Annotated in this window: 18 protein-coding genes; 4 read left to right on the forward strand and 14 right to left on the reverse strand. The window is 55.5% G+C overall.

Annotation, left to right across the window (positions count from 1 at the left end):
- Nucleotides 1–352: 352 nt before the first annotated feature.
- Nucleotides 353–4,240 carry a phosphoribosylformylglycinamidine synthase gene (gene purL, locus L379_RS06875; RefSeq protein WP_032654502.1) on the reverse strand — a complete coding sequence of 1,296 codons (3,888 nt, stop codon included), beginning with the start codon at nucleotides 4,238–4,240 and terminating at the stop codon, nucleotides 353–355.
- 267 nt (nucleotides 4,241–4,507) lie between these two features.
- Here purL and mltF point away from each other — a divergent pair, with 267 nt between their 5' ends.
- Entirely contained in the window at nucleotides 4,508–6,058 is a 1,551-nt protein-coding gene (gene mltF / locus L379_RS06870; protein ID WP_017383549.1) for a membrane-bound lytic murein transglycosylase MltF, read from the forward strand.
- Here the strand turns inward: mltF and tadA are convergent.
- Genes tadA through murQ form a run of 4 tightly spaced genes read right to left on the reverse strand, consistent with a single transcriptional unit; the run spans nucleotide 5,946 to nucleotide 9,419 of the window.
- Nucleotides 5,946–6,485, reverse strand: a complete 540-nt coding sequence (gene tadA, locus L379_RS06865) for a tRNA adenosine(34) deaminase TadA (RefSeq protein WP_022649032.1) — start codon at nucleotides 6,483–6,485, stop codon at nucleotides 5,946–5,948. The genes mltF and tadA overlap by 113 nt on opposite strands.
- Before the next feature lie 24 nt (nucleotides 6,486–6,509).
- Nucleotides 6,510–7,145 carry a phosphatidylglycerophosphatase C gene (yfhb, locus tag L379_RS06860; RefSeq protein WP_017383550.1) on the reverse strand — a complete coding sequence of 212 codons (636 nt, stop codon included), beginning with the start codon at nucleotides 7,143–7,145 and terminating at the stop codon, nucleotides 6,510–6,512.
- A 3-nt stretch (nucleotides 7,146–7,148) separates the two neighbouring features.
- Nucleotides 7,149–8,513 (reverse strand): PTS transporter subunit EIIC, encoded by a 1,365-nt coding sequence (locus L379_RS06855; RefSeq protein WP_032654505.1) that lies wholly within the window; start codon nucleotides 8,511–8,513, stop codon nucleotides 7,149–7,151.
- A 9-nt stretch (nucleotides 8,514–8,522) separates the two neighbouring features.
- Entirely contained in the window at nucleotides 8,523–9,419 is an 897-nt protein-coding gene (gene murQ, locus L379_RS06850; RefSeq protein ID WP_015572145.1) for an N-acetylmuramic acid 6-phosphate etherase, read from the reverse strand.
- Between the two features lie 118 nt (nucleotides 9,420–9,537).
- On the opposite strand from murQ, the gene L379_RS06845 reads away from it, so the two are divergent.
- Together L379_RS06845 and L379_RS06840 are read left to right on the forward strand one after the other, a co-directional pair.
- Nucleotides 9,538–10,386, forward strand: coding sequence for a MurR/RpiR family transcriptional regulator (locus L379_RS06845; RefSeq protein WP_032654509.1), 849 nt, complete (start codon nucleotides 9,538–9,540; stop codon nucleotides 10,384–10,386).
- Between the two features lie 56 nt (nucleotides 10,387–10,442).
- Nucleotides 10,443–10,703 (forward strand): YfhL family 4Fe-4S dicluster ferredoxin, encoded by a 261-nt coding sequence (locus L379_RS06840; RefSeq protein ID WP_003860704.1) that lies wholly within the window; start codon nucleotides 10,443–10,445, stop codon nucleotides 10,701–10,703.
- Here L379_RS06840 and acpS read toward each other — a convergent pair.
- The 8 genes from acpS to L379_RS26335 form a co-directional block, all read right to left on the reverse strand.
- Complete coding sequence (gene acpS, locus L379_RS06835) at nucleotides 10,700–11,080, reverse strand: holo-ACP synthase (protein ID WP_015572144.1); 381 nt, start codon at nucleotides 11,078–11,080, stop codon at nucleotides 10,700–10,702. The two genes, L379_RS06840 and acpS, sit on opposite strands and share 4 nt — an antisense overlap.
- On the reverse strand, nucleotides 11,080–11,811 hold the full coding sequence (gene pdxJ / locus L379_RS06830) for a pyridoxine 5'-phosphate synthase (RefSeq protein ID WP_015572143.1): 732 nt from the start codon (nucleotides 11,809–11,811) through the stop codon (nucleotides 11,080–11,082). Before pdxJ ends, acpS begins: the two co-directional genes overlap by 1 nt.
- Before the next feature lie 75 nt (nucleotides 11,812–11,886).
- Entirely contained in the window at nucleotides 11,887–12,594 is a 708-nt protein-coding gene (gene recO, locus L379_RS06825) for a DNA repair protein RecO (protein ID WP_015572142.1), read from the reverse strand.
- A gap of 17 nt (nucleotides 12,595–12,611) precedes the next feature.
- The gene (gene era, locus L379_RS06820; RefSeq protein WP_003860709.1) at nucleotides 12,612–13,517 is read right to left on the reverse strand and encodes a GTPase Era; all 906 of its coding nucleotides are present in this window, start codon (nucleotides 13,515–13,517) and stop codon (nucleotides 12,612–12,614) included.
- Complete coding sequence (rnc, locus tag L379_RS06815) at nucleotides 13,514–14,194, reverse strand: ribonuclease III (RefSeq protein ID WP_003860711.1); 681 nt, start codon at nucleotides 14,192–14,194, stop codon at nucleotides 13,514–13,516. The genes era and rnc overlap by 4 nt, the downstream gene beginning before the upstream one ends.
- Before the next feature lie 223 nt (nucleotides 14,195–14,417).
- Nucleotides 14,418–15,392, reverse strand: a complete 975-nt coding sequence (gene lepB / locus L379_RS06810; RefSeq protein ID WP_006811565.1) for a signal peptidase I — start codon at nucleotides 15,390–15,392, stop codon at nucleotides 14,418–14,420.
- Between the two features lie 15 nt (nucleotides 15,393–15,407).
- The gene (gene lepA, locus L379_RS06805; protein ID WP_003860714.1) at nucleotides 15,408–17,213 is read right to left on the reverse strand and encodes a translation elongation factor 4; all 1,806 of its coding nucleotides are present in this window, start codon (nucleotides 17,211–17,213) and stop codon (nucleotides 15,408–15,410) included.
- 232 nt (nucleotides 17,214–17,445) lie between these two features.
- A complete protein-coding gene (locus L379_RS26335; RefSeq protein WP_164722473.1) occupies nucleotides 17,446–17,592 on the reverse strand; it encodes a hypothetical protein in 147 nt (48 codons plus the stop codon).
- 240 nt (nucleotides 17,593–17,832) lie between these two features.
- Here L379_RS26335 and L379_RS0124195 point away from each other — a divergent pair.
- Nucleotides 17,833–18,980, forward strand: a protein-coding gene (locus L379_RS0124195; protein WP_085949497.1) for an IS3 family transposase whose coding sequence is annotated in 2 segments (ribosomal slippage) — nucleotides 17,833–18,070 and nucleotides 18,070–18,980 — 1,149 coding nt in all. Because the reading frame shifts where the segments join, the coding sequence is not laid out codon by codon here.
- A gap of 15 nt (nucleotides 18,981–18,995) precedes the next feature.
- Here the strand turns inward: L379_RS0124195 and L379_RS06795 are convergent.
- Nucleotides 18,996–19,565 carry an RNA-guided endonuclease InsQ/TnpB family protein gene (locus L379_RS06795; protein ID WP_255360354.1) on the reverse strand — a complete coding sequence of 190 codons (570 nt, stop codon included), beginning with the start codon at nucleotides 19,563–19,565 and terminating at the stop codon, nucleotides 18,996–18,998.
- Between the last annotated feature and the right edge of the window lie 73 nt (nucleotides 19,566–19,638).

A 19,638-nucleotide genomic window follows, 5' to 3' on the forward strand; every position in this document is an offset into this window, starting at 1 on the left:
CGTCATTCGAAGTTTATGTAGCACGTCCCGAAGGGGCTGACATAAGAAGGTGAATGAGCCACTGGTTACTGTTATGCAACGCGCGTGCCAGATTGCAAAAATTGATACTATCCTTATGATTAATAATCGTTTTATTATTAAAATGCATTGATTGTCAGGTGAATGATTTCCAGGCTAAGTGTCGCTATTAAGCAACACCTTAACGGGAACCCGTCCTGATATATATAAATCAATAAGTTAAATGTCTCTTATTGGAGACACTCAACCCAGAGGATTGTCGCGATTTTGCGACAGGTACAAAAAAGCCCGGTGGCGCTCGCGCTTACCGGGCCTACAGTCAGGGCGTTGAAACTTAACCCAGTTGTTTACGCGCGTTGCGGAAAATTCGCATCCACGGGCTGTCCTCGCCCCAGTTTTCCGGGTGCCAGGAGTTGCTCACGGTACGGAAGACACGCTCCGGGTGCGGCATCATGATCGTCACCCGACCGCTTTCGCTGGTGACCGCGGTAATGCCATTTGCCGAACCGTTCGGGTTAGCCGGATAGGTTTCGGTGACCTTGCCGAAGTTATCAACAAAGCGCAGCGCCACCAGTCCTTTGCTTTCAAGCTGAGCCAGGTGCGCCGCATCACGCACTTCAACCTGACCTTCACCGTGCGAAACCGCGATTGGCATCTGTGAACCGACCATTCCCTGCAACAGCAGAGACGGGCTTTGGGTCACTTCTACCAGGCTGAAGCGCGCTTCGAAGCGGTCAGACTGGTTACGCACAAAGCGCGGCCAGGCTTCGCTGCCCGGGATCAGCTCGCGCAGGTTAGACATCATCTGACAGCCGTTACACACGCCCAGCGCCAGCGTCTGCGGACGATGGAAGAAGGTTTCGAACTCGTCACGCACGCGGCTATTGAACAGGATGGACTTCGCCCAACCTTCGCCCGCGCCCAGGACGTCGCCGTAGGAGAAACCGCCGCAGGCGACCAGCGCCTGGAAATCATCCAGCCCGGTACGCCCGGCCAGCAGGTCGCTCATGTGGACGTCGATGGCGTCAAAGCCCGCCCGGTGGAAGGCCGCCGCCATCTCAACGTGGGAGTTAACGCCCTGCTCGCGCAGCACGGCCACTTTTGGCCGCGCGCCGGTCGCAATGTACGGCGCGGCAATGTCTTCGTTAATGTCGAAGCTGAGCTTCACGTTCAGGCCAGGATCGTTGTCGTTCGCCTTCGCGTTGTGTTCCTGATCGGCGCATTCCGGATTGTCACGCAGGCGCTGCATCTGCCAGGTGGTTTCCGCCCACCACATACGCAGCGTGGTGCGGCTTTCGCTGAACACCGCGTGGCCGTCGGCTTCAATCACGAAGCGGTCGCCCTGCACCGCTTTACCGAGATAGTGTACGCAGTCTGCCAGACCGTGCTGCGCCAGAATCGCTTCCACCGCGTCGCGATCTGCGGCGCGTACCTGAATGACCGCGCCAAGCTCTTCGTTAAACAGCGCTGCCAGGCGGTCTTCGCCAAGCGTGGCAATGTTTGCTTCAACGCCGCAGTGACCGGTGAAGGCCATCTCTGCCAGCGTCACCAGCAGGCCACCATCGGAACGGTCGTGGTAGGCCAGCAGCTTACGCTGCGCCACCAGCGCCTGAATAGCGTCGTAGAAGCCTTTCAGCTGGGCCACGTCGCGCACGTCGGCTGGCTTGTCGCCGAGCTGGCGGTAAACCTGCGCCAGCGCGGTGGCGCCCAGTGCGTTATGGCCTTTGCCGAGGTCAATCAACAGCAGGGCGTTATCTTCAGTGGAAAGCTGCGGCGTAACGGTATGACGCACGTCTTCCACGCGCGCAAACGCGGTGATCACCAGCGACAGCGGAGAGGTCATCTCGCGCTGCTCGTTACCTTCCTGCCAGCGGGTTTTCATCGACATGGAGTCTTTACCCACCGGAATGGTCAGGCCGAGCGCAGGACACAGCTCTTCACCCACCGCTTTCACCGCTTCGTACAGGCCGGCATCTTCGCCCGGGTGACCGGCAGCGGCCATCCAGTTCGCGGAAAGTTTGATGCGTTTGATATCGCCAATCTGCGTCGCGGCGATGTTGGTCAGCGCTTCACCGACCGCCAGACGGGCAGAAGCGGCGAAGTCCAGCAGCGCCACTGGCGTGCGTTCGCCCAGCGCCATCGCTTCGCCGTAGTAGCTGTCGAGGCTCGCGGTGGTCACGGCGCAGTTAGCGACCGGGATCTGCCACGGGCCGACCATCTGATCGCGCGACACCATACCGGTCACGGTACGGTCGCCGATGGTGACCAGGAAGGTTTTCTCTGCCACGGCAGGCAGGTGCAGCACGCGGTTAACCGCTTCTGCCACGGTGATGCCCTGGCGATCCAGCGCTTTGCCCGCCGCTTTGCGAGTCTGCACGTCGCGGGTCATCTTCGGCGTTTTGCCGAGCAGCACGTCCAGCGGCAGATCGATCGGCTGGTTGTCAAAGTGGGTGTCGCTTAAGGAAAGGTGCTGCTCTTCGGTCGCTTCACCGATGACCGCATACGGCGCGCGCTCGCGGCGGCACAGCTCGTCAAACAGCGGCAGCTGATCGGCGGCAACCGCCAGCACGTAGCGCTCCTGGGATTCGTTACACCAGATCTCCAGCGGGCTCATGCCCGGCTCATCGCTCAGGATATCGCGCAGGTTGAAGCGTCCGCCGCGACCGCCGTCGCTCACCAGCTCAGGCATAGCGTTGGACAGGCCGCCCGCACCCACGTCGTGGATGAACAGAATCGGGTTGGCATCGCCCAGCTGCCAGCAGCGGTCGATCACTTCCTGACAACGGCGCTCCATTTCCGGGTTGTCGCGCTGCACGGACGCGAAGTCGAGATCCGCATCAGACTGGCCGGAAGCCATAGACGAGGCTGCCCCGCCGCCCAGACCGATGTTCATTGCCGGGCCGCCGAGCACGATCAGCTTCGCGCCGACGACGATCTCGCCTTTCTGCACGTGATCGGCGCGAATGTTGCCGATCCCGCCCGCCAGCATGATCGGTTTGTGGTAGCCGCGCAGCTCTTCGCCGTTGTGGCTGTCCACTTTCTCTTCGTAGGTACGGAAGTAACCGTTCAGCGCCGGACGACCAAATTCGTTGTTGAACGCCGCGCCGCCCAGCGGGCCTTCGGTCATGATATCCAGCGCGGTCACGATGTGTTCTGGCTTGCCGAAGTCTTCTTCCCACGGCTGCTCAAAGCCCGGGATACGCAGGTTGGAAACGGAGAAACCGACCAGACCCGCTTTTGGTTTCGCGCCGCGACCGGTCGCACCTTCGTCACGGATTTCACCGCCGGAGCCGGTCGCTGCACCCGGCCACGGGGAGATCGCCGTCGGGTGGTTGTGGGTTTCCACTTTCATCAGGATATGCGCAGGCTCCTGGTGGAAGTCATAGCGCCCCGCTTCGCGGTCGGCGAAGAAGCGGCCCACCTCGGAACCTTCCATCACCGCGGCGTTGTCTTTATAGGCAGACAGCACGTGGTCAGGGGTTTGCTCCATGGTGTTTTTGATCATTTTGAACAGCGACTTCGGCTGCTGTTCGCCGTCGATAATCCAGTCGGCGTTGAAAATCTTGTGGCGGCAGTGCTCGGAGTTGGCCTGCGCGAACATATACAGTTCGATGTCGTTCGGGTTGCGATTCAGCTTAACGAATGCATCCTGAAGGTAGTCGATTTCATCTTCTGCGAGCGCCAGACCAAGACGCAGGTTTGCGTCGATCAACGCCTGACGCCCCTGCCCAAGCAGATCCACGCTCTGTACCGGCGCAGGCTGATGGTGGGAGAACAGTTTCTGCGCATCATCCAGAGAATCAAACACGCTCTCCATCATGCGGTCGTGCAGCTCTGCGGCAACCACCTGCCACTGCGCGTCGCTCAGGGTTGACACTTCCACATAGTACGCCACACCGCGCTCCAGACGGTTAATCTGGCTCAGGCCGCAGTTGTGAGCGATGTCGGTGGCTTTGGAAGACCAGGGGGAGATGGTGCCAGGGCGTGGCGTGGCGAGGATTAATTTGCCGGTCGGCGTATGGCTGCTCAGGCTTGGGCCATATTTAAGCAGGCGTTCCAGCTGTACGCGCTCCTCTGCATTCAGGGGGGCATTCAGGTCAGCAAAATGGACATACTCAGCGTAAATATTGCTTACCGGAAGGTCGGCCGCCTGAAAACGTGCCAGCAGTTTGTTAATACGGAAGGCAGACAGTGCAGGCGAACCACGCAGAATTTCCATCATAAGTCTCTCGTCTTCGAAGCGCCGGGGCGCTTACAGTGTGCGCAAGGGGGGAAAACGGGCGTCATTATAGAGAATCCTGAGCGCCGACGAAACCGTTTGCGTCGAAATAAAATCATCCTTTATGTTTAACAATAGATGTGACCTGTCTCTCTAATTGGTTGCCAACTGGCGCTACTTTGCGCAAAATGCCGCTCAATCAATGGCAAACTCTACTCTTAACATGACTACAGCACACTGAGGCAACCGGCGTCGCAGAGAATTAACTAATTGAAAAAATTAAAGATTAATTATCTGCTCATCGGCATTGTTACGTTGCTGCTGGCAGTGGCCCTCTGGCCGTCTATCCCCTGGTTCGGCAAGGCCGAAAACCGTATCGCCGCCATTCAGGAGCGGGGGGAGTTGCGCGTCAGTACCCTCTCCTCCCCGCTTATTTACGACGATATCAACGGTAAAACCATCGGTCTTGATTACGAACTGGCACAGCTGTTTGCGGACTATCTGGGCGTGAAGCTGAAAGTTACCGTGCGGCAGAACATCAACCAGCTGTTTGATGATTTGGACCATGACCGTGCCGATATTCTCGCCGCAGGTCTGGTGTACAACAGCGAACGCAGCAAAAACTATCAGCCGGGCCCGACCTATTACTCCGTGTCGCAGCAGGTGGTTTATCGTGTGGGTAGCCTGCGCCCGCGCTCACTGGCCGACATCACCGACCAGCAGTTGACCATTGCGCCAGGCCATGTGGTGATTGACGATCTGCGGGCGTTGAAAGAGAAAAAATACCCGAACCTCAGCTGGACGGTCGATCCTAAACTCGGCACGACCGAATTGCTGGAGCAGGTAAAAGATAAAAAGCTGGCCTATACCATTGCTGATTCGGTGGCGATCAGCCTTTTCCAGCGCGTTCATCCTGAAATTGCCGTGGCGCTGGATGTGACCGACGAACAGCCGGTGACCTGGTTTACCCAGCTGGACGACGATCAAACCGTCTCTGCGGCTATGCTCGATTTCTTTAATTCCATCAATGAAGACGGCACCCTGGCGCGCCTGGAAGAGAAATATCTCGGTCACGGAGACGATTTTGATTACGTTGACACCCGCACCTTCCTGCGCGCGGTGGACAGCGTGCTGCCGGATCTGCAACCGCTGTTTGAGAAGTACGCCGAGGAGATTGACTGGAAGCTGCTGGCGGCGATTTCCTACCAGGAATCGCACTGGGATGCTCAGGCCACCTCCCCCACGGGCGTGCGCGGGTTGATGATGCTGACCAAAAATACCGCCCAGAGCCTCGGCATCAGCGACCGGACCGATGCGGAACAGAGCATCAGCGGCGGCGCGCAGTATTTACAGGATATGATGGCGAAAGTGCCGGAGACGGTCCCGGAAGGGGAGCGGATCTGGTTTGCGCTGGCCGCCTATAACATGGGTTATGCGCACATGCTCGACGCGCGGGCGCTGACGGCGAAAACCAAAGGTAACCCGGACAGCTGGTCAGATGTAAAACAGCGCCTGCCGCTGCTTAGCCAGAAACAGTGGTACCAGAAGCTGACGTACGGCTATGCGCGCGGGCATGAAGCGTATGCCTACGTGGAAAATATTCGTAAGTACCAGATAAGCCTGGTGGGTTATCTGCTGGAGAAAGAAAAAGAGGCGGCCGAGGCGCAACAGCTGGCTGAAAGCTATCCGGTGGTCGCACCGGACGAGCTTAATCATCCTGCGGTTTCAATTCTGCCTTTTGTTGCTTTTTCTGCTGCCGACGCATTCGAAAAAAGTCACTTAACAGACCCGAACATTCTGGTGCAAGTACCCCGCCGATAGTTTTCACCTGGTGGTTCATCCCCGGATGCCCAAGTACGTCCATCAGTGAACCAGCAGCGCCCGTCTTTTCATCCCGCGCGCCAAACACCAGCGTACCGATTCGGCTGTGCACCATCGCCCCGGAGCACATTACGCACGGCTCAAGGGTGACATACAGGGTGGTATCAAGCAGACGATAGTTTTGCAGCACCAGTCCGCCCTGACGCAGCGCCATAATTTCAGCATGCGCGGTAGGATCGTGACGGCCAATCGGACGGTTCCACCCTTCCCCAATCACCTGATTGTTATGGACCAGTACCGCGCCCACGGGCACTTCGCCCTCTTCCCAGGCGCGCTGAGCCAGCGCCAGCGCATGGCGCATCCAGTATTCATGATTGTGTTCAGGGTTGGACAAGGGCTGATACTCCAGTCGAAAAGCGGGCGGCATTATACACAGCCGGTACAGATAAGACTATTCGAGTTGCTGAAGTTCGCCCAGAGGCGTGACGCGCCAGCGGTGCTGGCAAAAATAGAGCAGCGGGTTGTCCTGCTTGCTGTCGCTGTAGCCGCTGTACAGACGCAGCGGCGTACCGATGCGTTTCTCCAGCTGCACCACTTTTTCATGTCCGAGGCAGCGCATAGTCAGCACCCAGCCGCCGTAGCCGCGCGCGATTTGTGTCGCGATAAGATTCACGCGCGGCAGCCAGGGCGTATCAAAATAGACATGCTCCACCAGCGTCTGCGGGGAGCCGGTAATCAGCCAGATATCGGCATCGTTGGCGTCGAGATAGCTGGTCAGGCGCGCCTGTACCACGGGAAACGCGGCGACGTGGCCGCGAAACCAGTGCGCAAAATCCTGTTCGAGCTGCTTAAGGCGCGCTTCGCTATGACCAAACGTGCATCCCCAGAGCAGCAGGCTCATCGGCCAGCGCGCTGCACGGCCTTTCACCAGCAGCGCGATACCAATAACGGGTAACAGGGGTAATACCAGCAACGCGTTAAGGGGCTGGCGCCGCAGCAGGTAGCGCATAAAGGTGCCGAACATATCCTGCTGATGCAGCGTTCCATCCAGATCAAAAAAGACAACGCGACGCTCGTGACTGGCCAAACCTTACTCCTCTGGGTCGTTGAATCCTAACAGCCAGGTAAACAGGAACCCGGCGATCACCGCTACCAGATAGCCTAACAGATAGAGCATCACTTTTCCGGTCACGATGGTTAATGCCAGCGGTAAACCGGAGATCCCGAAGGTAATGACGGTCGCCACTTTCCAGTAGCTGATTAACGCCCCGCCCACCGCGCCACCGAGACAGGCGGCCAGGAACGGCTTACCCAGTGGTAAGGTCACGCCGAAAATCAACGGTTCGCCGATACCGAGTAACCCGACCGGCAGCGCCCCTTTAATGACCTTTTTCAGACGCGCGTTGCGGGTTTTCATCAGCACCGCGATGGCCGCGCCGACCTGCCCAACGCCCGCCATCGACAGGATCGGCAGCAGTGCGTTATAGCCGTGCGCCTGTACCAGTTCGACGTGGATCGGCACCAGCCCCTGATGCAGACCGGTCAGCACTAACGGCAGGAAGGTCCCGGACAGCACGGCCCCCACCAGCAGCCCGCCGCGATCGATCGCCAGAGACGCGCCGTGGGCGATGGCTTCAGAGATCGCGCCGCCTAACGGTTGTAGCGCCACAATCGCCACGCTCCCGGTAATCAATGTGGTCAGCAGCGGGTTGAGGATCAGCTCAATCGAGCCTGGCAGCAACGCGCGCAGCTTTTTCTCGATCCAGCACATCAGAATGACCACCAGCAGCACGGCAATCACCCCACCTCGGCCAGGCTGAAGCGCCTCGCCAAACAGCGTAATCTGCGCCAGCTGCGGGCTGGAGAGGATACCCGCCATTACGCCGCCCATCGCCAGCGAGCCGCCGAACACTTTGGCCGTGTTCACCCCCACCAGAATGTTCATGATGGCAAACACCGCGCTGCCGAAAATCGCCAGAATACCCAGCAGGTTCGGATACTGGGTGGCAAAATTCCCGACAATATCCGGACGCTTGAGGATATTGATAATCCCGGTGATCAGCCCCGACGCGATAAACGCCGGGATCAGAGGAATAAAGACGTTTGCCAGCTGGCGCAGCGCATCGCTCATGGGGGCTTTGTATTTGGCTTTCGCCTGCGCTTTGGTGCGTTCCGCGTCGTCAAAGGCGGGAGCCGTTTCACCGCCCGTCATCAGGGCGCGCATGGCATCAACCACCTGCGCCGCTTTGCCCGGACCGACAATCAGCTGGTGCTGTTGCCCCTGTTTAACGTACCCGCTCACGCCGGGGAGTTGCTTCAGGCGCGTTACATCAAGCTTTTCGTCGTTGTGCACCTCGACGCGTACACGCGTCATGCAGTTTTCCAGACGCTGAATATTTTTTTCCCCACCGATCCCAAGCAGGATGTCGCTGGCGAGCGCTGCTGTTTTGTCCATACACGCCTCTTATTGGTGTTCTAATGCCGCCCGTAAAAACCCGTGATGGGCTTCGAGCCTGGCTCTGGCCGCGGCTGCATCCAGCCCGGTTAATATCATCAGAATGGCGGGTTTGACGTCGTAATCGGTCTGTTTGAGTACCGCTTCCGCCTCTTCCCGACCTGCCCCTGTCGCCTCTATCACCATGCGGCAGGCTCTGTCCACCAGCTTGACGTTGGTGGCCTGCATATCCACCATCAGGTTTTGGTAGACCTTGCCGAATTTCACCATCGCGCCGGTGGAGATCATATTGAGCACCAGCTTCTGCGCGGTTCCCGATTTCAGGCGCGTGGAGCCGGTGAGCGCTTCCGGCCCGACGACAGGAGAGATGGCAATGGCAGCCACCTGCGCAATCGGCGAACCCGGGTTACAAGAGATGGCCACCGTGGTACATCCCGTTTGTCTGGCGTATTCCAGCCCACCAATGACGTACGGCGTACGACCAGAAGCCGCCAGCCCGACGACCAGATCCTGCGCGGTCAGGTTCAGCGCCCTGAGATCGTCTTCCCCAAGCTGTTTATTGTCTTCTGCCCCTTCCACCGCTTTCAGCAGCGCGCCGGGGCCACCGGCAATCAGGCCAACGACCAGACCATGCGGAACACCAAAGGTGGGGGGACATTCTGAGGCATCCAGCACACCGAGGCGCCCACTGGTACCCGCCCCCATGTAAATAATGCGTCCTCCTGCTTTCAGAGCGTCGGCAGCGGCGTCTACGGCTTTTGCCACCTCGGGCAATGTCTCTTTGACTGCCAGCGCGACGAGGGTATCCTGTTGATTAAAGCGGTTTACCAGTTCCAGCGTGGACAGTGCATCAAGATCCATGGTTTGCGGGTTACGCGTTTCAGAAACAAGAGAGCCTAGATTCATGTTATTTACCTCTGGAATTTTTAATTCATAATAAACGCACTATAATGGAATATAAAATTCATTCAGGCGAGCAAAATTCGTATTTGCGCGGGTAATCACATTTTCGCCAGGAGACCGTATGAACTGTTTAATTCGTATTCGCCAGCGCTACGCAGGGTTTGCCCAGAATGACAAAAAGCTGGCGGATTATTTACTTTCCCAGCCCGATCGCGCGCGACACCTCAGCTCCCAGCAGCTGGCAGGCGAAGCCGGGGTGAGCCAGTCGAGCGTGGTGAAATTTGCCCAGAAGATAGGCTATAAAGGCTTTCCGGCGCTAAAACTGGCGATCAGTGAAGCACTGGTAAGCAACCCTAATCCGCAGTCAATGCCGGTGCATAACCAGATCCGCGGCGACGATCCGATGCGTCTGGTCGGCGAAAAGCTGATCAAAGAGAACGTGGCGGCAATGCATGCCACGCTGGATGTGAACACGGAAGAGAAGCTGCTGGAAAGCGTAGCCATGCTTCGCGACGCGCGGCGTATTGTATTGACCGGGATCGGCGCCTCCGGACTGGTTGCGCGTAACTTTGGCTGGAAGCTGACAAAAATCGGCTATAACGCCATCGTTGAACAGGATATGCACGCGCTGCTGGCGACCGTGCAGGCCATGGATCCTGACGATTTACTGCTAGCCATCTCCTATTCCGGCGAGCGTCGTGAAATTAATATGGCTACCGACGAAGCCCTGCGCGTAGGAGGAAAAATTCTGGCGATTACTGGCTTCAGCCCGAATGCGCTCCAGCAACGGGCCACCCGCTGTCTGTATACCATTGCCGAGGAACAGGCCACTCGCAGTGCGGCGATTTCGTCGACGAGTGCGCAGATGATGCTGACGGACCTGCTGTTTATGGCGCTGGTTCAGCAGGATCTGGAGCGTGCGCCAGAGCGTATTCGTCACAGCGAAGAGCTGGTAAAAAAACTGGTCTGAACAACGAATGAGCGTATAATGCCCGCCCTGTTTGTGATGTTTCTGAGAATTTCCTGATGGCGCTGTTAATCACCAAAAAATGCATCAACTGCGATATGTGCGAACCCGAATGCCCGAACGAGGCGATTTCGATGGGCGACAGCATTTATGAGATTAACAGCGACCGCTGCACCGAATGCATCGGCCACTATGAGACGCCGACCTGCCAGAAGGTGTGCCCCATTCCCAATACGATCTTAAAAGATCCGGCACACGTCGAGAACGAAGAACAGCTGTGGGATAAGTTTGTCCTGATGCACCATGCGGACAAAATTTAACTCTCGATGATCACCGTCGCACAGGCGTAGTGGCGTTCATCGGCAAGCGTTACGTGCATGTGCGCCACGCCCAGCTTTTCCGCCAGCTTAAGCGCCTCGCCCCATAAACGTAGACGTGGCTTACCCAGCTCATCGTTAAACACTTCAAACTGGTTAAACGCCAGGCCGTTACGAATGCCCGTGCCGAACGCTTTCGCCGCCGCCTCTTTTACCGCGAAACGCTTTGCCAGAAAGCGCACCGGCTGTTGATGCGCCTCCCAGATAGCCCATTCGTTATCGCTCAGCACGCGTCTTGCGAGGCGATCGCCGCTCCGGGCGATCACCGCTTCAATGCGGGCTATTTCAACGATGTCGGTGCCTAAGCCCAGAATAGCCATTACTGACGCGCTTCCAGCATCAGGCGCTTCATCTCGGAAACCGCTTCTTTAAGACCGCTCATCACCGCGCGGCCAATGATGGCGTGGCCGATGTTCAGCTCGTGCATTTCCGGCAGGGCAGCGATGGCTTTTACGTTGTGATAGGTCAGGCCGTGACCGGCGTTAACCTTCAGTCCCAGGCTCGCGGCGTAGGTTGCCGCTTTGGCGATTCGCTCCAGCTCTTTCGCCTGCGCTGCATCGTTTTCGGCATCGGCATAGCAGCCGGTGTGAATTTCAATATACGGCGCACCCACGTCGGCAGCGGCTTTAATCTGGGTGAAATCGGCGTCGATAAACAGAGAAACCAGGATACCGGCATCCGCCAGGCGTTTGCAGGCATCGCGCATTTTGTCGAGCTGCCCGGCCACATCCAGACCGCCTTCGGTGGTCACTTCCTGACGCTTTTCCGGCACCAGGCAGCAGAAATGCGGTTTGGTCTCGCAGGCAATCGCCAGCATCTCTTCGGTGACCGCCATCTCCAGATTCATGCGGGTGTCCAGCGTCTGACGCAGGATGCGCACGTCCCGGTCGGTGATGTGGCGACGATCTTCACGCAGGTGAACGGTAATGCCGTCGGCGCCAGCCTGCTCAGCGATAAACGCCGCCTGAACCGGATCGGGATACGCGGTACCGCGTGCATTACGTAACGTGGCGATGTGATCGATGTTGACGCCTAACAGTAATTCAGCCATGACAATCCTCGGTATTTTTGTTCATTTACCTTCTCCCTCTCCCTCCGGGAGAGGGCTGGGGTGAGGGGTAAAACATTAGCGTTTCGGCATAAACTGCCTGAATAATTCGCGGCTCTTTAAAGGTTTGCCCCCAAGATACGGCTTGAGCGCAATTCGGGTAAAGCGTTTTGCCGCACGCAGAGTGTCGGCGTCCGGGAACTCGCGTTCATACAGTGCTCTGAGCTGGCGCCCGGTAAAGGTGCTGTTATCGACGACGACACTGGCAATAAAGCCCTTTTCCTCACGATAGCGATAGGTCATGGTGTCTTCTACCTCGTCTCCGCTTCCCGCACAGTGCAGAAAATCGACGCCGTAACCAAGGTGCCCGAGCAGCGCCAGTTCGAAACGACGCAGAACAGGCTCAGGGGTGCCGGTTGCGCCAGCAAGTGCCTGAATACAGTGCAGGTAATCAAAGAAAAGTTCAGAGAAGCGGGTCTCATGTTCAAGAACCCGTGAGATGAGTTCGTTAACATACAAACCGCTGTAGAGCGTGATACCAGAAAGAGGAAGCGCCAGGGAGACGGCTTCAGCACTGCGCAGGGTTTTGACTTCCCCTCGCCCGCCAAAGCGGACCAGCAGCGGGGTGAAAGGCTGCAAGGCACCTTTCAGATTAGAACGTCTGGAACGAGCGCCTTTGGCAACAAGGCGCACGCGACCGGACTCTTCCGTGAAGACGTCCAGCATCAGGCTGGTTTCGCTCCAGGGACGACTATGCAGGACAAAGGCGCGCTGCCATCCATCCATATGCTCGTCGTCTTAGGTTACTGATCTTCGCCGTAACCGAGGCTGCGCAGCGCACGCTCATCATCGGCCCAGCCAGATTTCACTTTCACCCACAGTTCCAGGTGAACCGGTGCTTCAAACATGTCCTGCATGTCTTTACGGGCTTCGATTCCGATAGTTTTGATCTTGGCGCCTTTATTGCCGATCACCATCTTCTTCTGCCCTTCACGCTCAACGAGGATCAGACCGTTAATATCGTAGCCGCCACGCTCGTTGCTCTGGAAACGCTCGATCTCCACCGTCACAGAGTACGGCAGTTCAGCGCCCAGGAAACGCATCAGCTTCTCACGGATGATTTCAGACGCCATAAAACGCTGAGAGCGATCGGTGATGTAGTCTTCCGGGAAGTGATGAGTCGCTTCCGGCAGATGCTTGCGCACGATACCCGCGATGGTATCAACGTTCAGACCCGTTTCCGCAGACAGCGGGACGATGTCCAGGAAGTTCATCTGGCTGCCCAGCCATTGCAGGTGCGGCAGCAGATCGGCTTTTTCCTGCACGTTGTCCACTTTATTGACTGCGAGGATCACCGGCGTTTTGCCGTCGCGCAGTTTGTTCAGGACCATTTCGTCGTCCGGCGTCCAGCGGGTGCCTTCCACAACGAAAATCACCAGCTCTACGTCGCCGATGGAGCTGCTCGCCGCCTTGTTCATCAGACGGTTGATGGCGCGCTTCTCTTCCATGTGCAGGCCCGGTGTATCGACGTAGATTGCCTGATACGCGCCTTCAGTATGGATACCGACGATGCGGTGACGCGTGGTCTGCGCCTTACGCGAGGTGATAGAAATCTTCTGCCCAAGCAGATTATTCAGCAGGGTGGATTTGCCAACGTTCGGACGTCCGACGATGGCAATAAATCCGCAATAGGTTTTGTCGATGCTCATTCCAGCTCCAGCATTTTTAACGCCTGTTCGGCGGCAGCCTGTTCAGCCTTACGACGGCTTGAACCCGTGCCGACCACCGGTTCACTCAGGCCACTGACCTGGCAATGGATGGTAAATTCCTGATCGTGGGCTTCGCCACGCACCTGCACCACCAGATAGGATGGCAGCGGCAGATGACGACCCTGCAAATATTCTTGCAGACGCGTTTTAGGATCTTTTTGTTTATCGCCCGGGCTGATTTCGTCCAGGCGGGTCTGATACCAGTTAAGGATCAGCTTTTCTACGGTCTGGATATCGCTGTCCAGGAACACGCCACCGATCAATGCCTCGACCGTATCGGCAAGGATGGATTCACGACGGAAACCACCACTTTTCAGCTCACCTGGCCCCAGACGCAGGCATTCACCCAGCTCAAATTCGCGTGCGATTTCAGCGAGGGTATTGCCGCGCACCAGCGTGGCGCGCATGCGGCTCATATCACCTTCGTCCACACGCGGAAAACGATGATAAAGCGCATTTGCAATCACGAAACTTAAAATAGAGTCGCCTAAAAACTCGAGACGCTCATTATGTTTGCTGCTGGCACTGCGATGGGTTAATGCCTGTTGCAACAACTCCTGATGATGAAAAGTGTAGCCCAGCTTCCGTTGAAGCCGATTAATTACGATGGGGTTCATGCGATACCAATAAATGAATGCGTCAAAAATGCAGCACACGAAACCGACCTGAGAAAACCAACGCGGTTTCGTGTGCCGTGGCACCCTTGCAGGGCCAACCTTAAACTTCGGGGGAATATTCTATACACAACGACAGGGGATGTCGTTAGTTCAAAGAGATTTATCGCTGAAATAATTCACGTAGCGGCGAATAAAAGCCGCTACGTGTTATTTTTGGCGAAAATTAATGAATTCCGCCAATACGATTCAGGCGAACGCCGGTCGGCCACTCGCCTTCCTGCTTCTCAAAACTCATCCAGATAGCGGTTGCTTTACCGACCAGATTCGCTTCCGGCACAAAGCCCCAGTAACGGCTGTCCGCAGAGTTATCGCGGTTATCACCCATCATGAAGTAGTGTCCCGGCGGCACAATCCAGGTCGCCAGCTGTTGGCCTGGCTGCTGGTAGTACATTGCCAGCTGATCCTGTGCGATGGGCACGGTCAGAATGCGGTGAGTAACATCGCCCAGAGTCTCTTTGCGTTCAACCAGACGAATGCCATTCTCTTTGGTTTCACCTTTTGGCACCTGGAAGAATCCGCTGGTTGCTTCACCGCCGTTACGGCGGGCGAAGGTCTGCACAAAATCAGCTGGCTCAACGTTGGAGTAAGTGACTGGCAGCGCATTTTCACATGCGGTGCCAGAGCTACAGCCTGGCTGAATGGTCACCTCTTTCGCCACCGGATCGTAGGTCACTTTATCGCCCGGCAGACCTACCGCGCGTTTAATATAATCCAGCCGCGGATCTTCCGGATATTTAAACACCACGATGTCGCCACGTTTCGGATGACCCGTTTCGATCAGCGTTTTCTGATAGATCGGATCTTTGATGCCATAGGCAAACTTCTCAACCAGAATGAAATCACCGATCAGCAGCGTTGGCATCATCGATCCTGACGGGATCTGGAACGGTTCATAGATAAATGAACGCACCACCAGCACAATCGCCAGCACCGGGAATACCGATGCCCCTGTTTCCAGCCAGCCCGGTTTTGGGCCGACTTTTTTCAGGGTTTTCGCGTCCAGCGCATCGCCCGTGGCTGCCTGCGCGGCAGCCTGACGTTCACGGCGTTTTGGGGCGAAGATAAACTTATCGAGGCACCACAACAGACCTGTCACCAGGGTAGCGATGACCAGGATCAGGGCAAACATGTTCGCCATGCCAACTCCTTAAGGTTATTTACCGTTACCGTCTTTACCAACATGAAGGATGGCAAGGAATGCTTCCTGCGGCAGTTCAACGTTACCGACCTGCTTCATACGCTTCTTACCTTCTTTCTGCTTCTGCAACAGCTTTTTCTTACGGCTGACGTCGCCGCCGTAACACTTAGCCAGAACGTTTTTACGCAGCTGCTTCACGGTTGAACGGGCAATGATGTGGTTGCCAATGGCCGCCTGAATCGCAATGTCAAACTGCTGACGAGGGATCAGATCTTTCATCTTCTCAACCAGCTCACGACCACGGTACGGTGCGTTATCGTTGTGAGTGATCAGCGCCAGCGCATCCACACGCTCACCATTGATCAGTACGTCCACACGAACCATGTTCGAGGCCTGGAAGCGTTTGAAGTTGTAGTCCAGCGACGCATAGCCACGGGAGGTAGACTTCAGACGGTCGAAGAAGTCGAGCACCACTTCTGCCATCGGAATTTCATAGGTCAGCGCCACCTGGTTACCGTGGTAAACCATGTTGGTCTGCACGCCACGCTTCTCAATACACAGGGTGATCACGTTACCGAGGAACTCCTGCGGCAGCAGCATGTGACACTCTGCGATTGGCTCGCGCAGTTCCTGAATATTATTCAGCGGCGGGAGCTTGGACGGGCTGTCGACGTAGATCACCTCTTTCGATGTGGTTTCTACTTCGTAGACAACCGTCGGGGCGGTGGTGATCAGATCCAGATCGTATTCACGCTCCAGACGTTCCTGAATGATCTCCATGTGCAGCAGACCGAGGAAGCCACAGCGGAAGCCAAAGCCCAGCGCCGTTGAGCTTTCTGGCTCGTAGAACAGGGAGGCATCATTGAGGCTCAGCTTTCCGAGCGCATCGCGGAAGTTTTCGTAATCGTCAGAGCTGACCGGGAACAGACCCGCATAAACCTGCGGTTTCACCTTTTTGAAGCCTGGCAGCGCTTTATCTGCCGGGTTACGTGCACCGGTCAGGGTATCGCCCACCGGCGCGCCGAGGATGTCTTTAATGGCACAGACCAGCCAGCCCACTTCGCCGCATTTCAGCTCGGTACGGTCAACCTGTTTTGGCGTGAAGATGCCCAGACGGTCAGCGTTGTAGACCTGGCCGGTGCTCATGACCTTGATTTTGTCGCCTTTACGCATGGTGCCGTTTTTAATACGCACCAGCGAGACAACGCCGAGGTAGTTATCAAACCAGGAGTCGATGATCAGCGCCTGTAGCGGCGCATCCGGGTCGCCTTCCGGCGGCGGAATATCACGCACCAGACGTTCCAGTACGTCCGGAACACCGACACCGGTTTTCGCCGAGCAGCGCACTGCATCGGTCGCATCAATACCGACGATGTCTTCAATCTCTTCCGCTACGCGCTCAGGATCGGCGGCTGGCAGGTCGATTTTATTCAGAACCGGCACCACTTCAAGATCCATTTCCATGGCGGTGTAGCAGTTTGCCAGCGTCTGGGCCTCTACGCCCTGCCCGGCATCCACCACCAGCAGCGCGCCTTCGCAGGCCGCCAGCGAGCGTGACACTTCATAAGAGAAGTCAACGTGCCCTGGGGTGTCGATAAAGTTCAGCTGATAGGTTTCACCATCGGAAGCTTTATAGTCGAGCGTCACGCTCTGCGCTTTGATGGTAATACCGCGTTCGCGTTCCAGGTCCATGGAGTCCAGAACCTGGGCTGCCATTTCACGATCAGACAGGCCACCGCAAATCTGGATAATACGGTCAGACAGCGTCGACTTACCGTGGTCAATGTGAGCAATGATGGAGAAATTTCTTATGTTCTTCATATGTATGGATTTATTTACTCGCTATGCGGATTAAATCTTCTTGATGGACACAGCGGTGGACACTCCACAGTAACTACCCCATCAACGACTGGCATGCATATTACACTGTAGCGCCCAAATCGTCAGCATACGATCTCCTGTTCATTGAGTGATAACGAGTGCCTACAGTTAAGCAATGTAAATTAAATTGTTGGGCAGTCATCATCACCCAGCGCGCGGTTGATGAAGAATGTCAATCTACCAAGCACCTCTCCCCTTCCAGAGCAGCACCTTCGATCGCTTCGCCATCATCTGTCATGAGTGACAGCCCCATCAGATTGGCAAACTGTGTGTGGCAGTCGCACAGAATCAACAACACATCACCTGGCGTCTTCTTCATTACAGGTTCGATTACCGCAAAGCCTTTATCAGTTTCGAAGCTCGCTCTGCAACTCTTACTATCGCCCCATCACCGGCCAGTCGCCGCCCGTTTTGTATACGACAGGCGGAAGTTTACTTTACTCGTTCAATTAAGAATATTGCGTGTATTACTCAGCTTTTTTTATCTTCCTTTTCTTGAATCGCCACGCGTTTAACAGACACCTCAGAGTCATTTAAGATGACTTAAAGAGAGGTGCCCATGAGCGGTAAGCGTTATCCTGAAGAGTTTAAAACTGAAGCAGTCAAACAGGTTGTTGATCGCGGTTATTCTGTTGCCAGCGTTGCAACACGTCTCGATATCACCACCCACAGCCTTTATGCCTGGATAAAGAAGTACGGTCCGGATTCTTCCACTAATAAAGAACAGTCAGATGCTCAGGCCGAGATCCGCCGTCTCCAGAAAGAGCTGAAACGGGTTACCGACGAACGGGACATATTAAAAAAAGCCGCGGCGTACTTCGCAAAGCTGTCCGACTGAGGTACGCCTTTATCCGTGACAACTCCTGTTGCTGGCCTGTTCGCCTGCTCTGTCGGGTGCTGGATGTTCATCCCAGTGGTTTTTACGCCTGGCTTCAGCAGCCGCATTCACAACGCCATCAGGCAGACCTGAGACTGACAGGACAGATTAAACAGTTCTGGCTGGAATCGGGATGCGTCTATGGTTATCGCAAAATCCATCTGGATCTGCGTGACAGCGGGCAACAGTGCGGAGTAAACAGAGTCTGGAGACTGATGAAACGTGTCGGAATAAAGGCTCAGGTCGGATACCGAAGCCCGCGGGCACGTAAAGGCGAGGCCAGTATCGTGTCACCCAACAGGCTCCAGCGACAGTTCAATCCGGATGCTCCTGATGAGCGTTGGGTAACGGACATAACCTACATCAGGACCCACGAAGGCTGGCTGTATCTTGCCGTTGTTGTTGATCTGTTCTCACGCAAAATTATCGGCTGGTCCATGCAATCCCGGATGACAAAGGACATTGTCCTGAACGCACTGCTGATGGCTGTATGGCGGCGTAATCCCGAAAAACAGGTGCTGGTTCATTCGGATCAGGGCAGTCAGTACACAAGCCATGAGTGGCAGTCGTTCCTGAAATCACACGGCCTGGAGGGTAGCATGAGCCGTCGCGGTAACTGCCATGATAATGCGGTTGCAGAAAGTTTTTTCCAGTTGTTGAAACGTGAACGGATAAAGAAAAAGATCTACGGAACGCGGGAAGAAGCCCGCAGTGATATTTTTGATTACATCGAAATGTTTTATAACAGTAAGCGTCGGCATGGTTCTAGCGAACAGATGTCACCGACAGAATATGAAAACCAGTATTATCAACGGCTCGGAAGTGTCTAGATTATCCGTGGCGATTCAATTCACATTATTGAGTACAATTTTAGTTTTGATATCAGAGGGGTGTATTGGATCAGGGACAGTATGCTCTGTATTAAAACTGATATACCACTTCCCCTGCTTCATGGAAATGGTTACGTTTTTTAACTCACCAATGATTTCACGGCTCTTGCGATACTTTACCCAGCCGACTTTAGGGAGAGACACCAGTTTCTTTTCTTGATCAACTCTAACCCTTTGACTCGGAGTGCGGAAAGAATCATGCCGACCTTTCTTTTTAAACTTTGGGTATTGTGATTTGCCGGTGAAAAAATTTCTGAATGCTTTGTCTAAATCTCTTAACGATTGTTGTAAACACTGAGACGGGGCTTCTTTCAACCAAGAAAGGCTCTCTTCATTCTTCCATTCAACCAATTCAGAAGCCAGCTGATTGTAGCCTATGAATTTTTTACCAGAACGGTAATTCTCGTTAAGAAGAGCAAGGCCTTTGTTGTAAACAAAACGACAGGAACCAGCAAAGGCCAAAAAGTCAGATAACTGACCTTTGTTAGGTTCAAGCAAAAATTTAAATGCCTGTTTTTTAATCACGGCTGGACCTGCGTAAACGAAATGAAACTGGTTAAATGCTAAATCATTGTGCGAACTTTGATTAAAGGATTTG

This window comes from Enterobacter sp. MGH 33 (assembly GCF_000534535.1).
Taxonomy (GTDB): domain Bacteria; phylum Pseudomonadota; class Gammaproteobacteria; order Enterobacterales; family Enterobacteriaceae; genus Enterobacter; species Enterobacter hormaechei_C.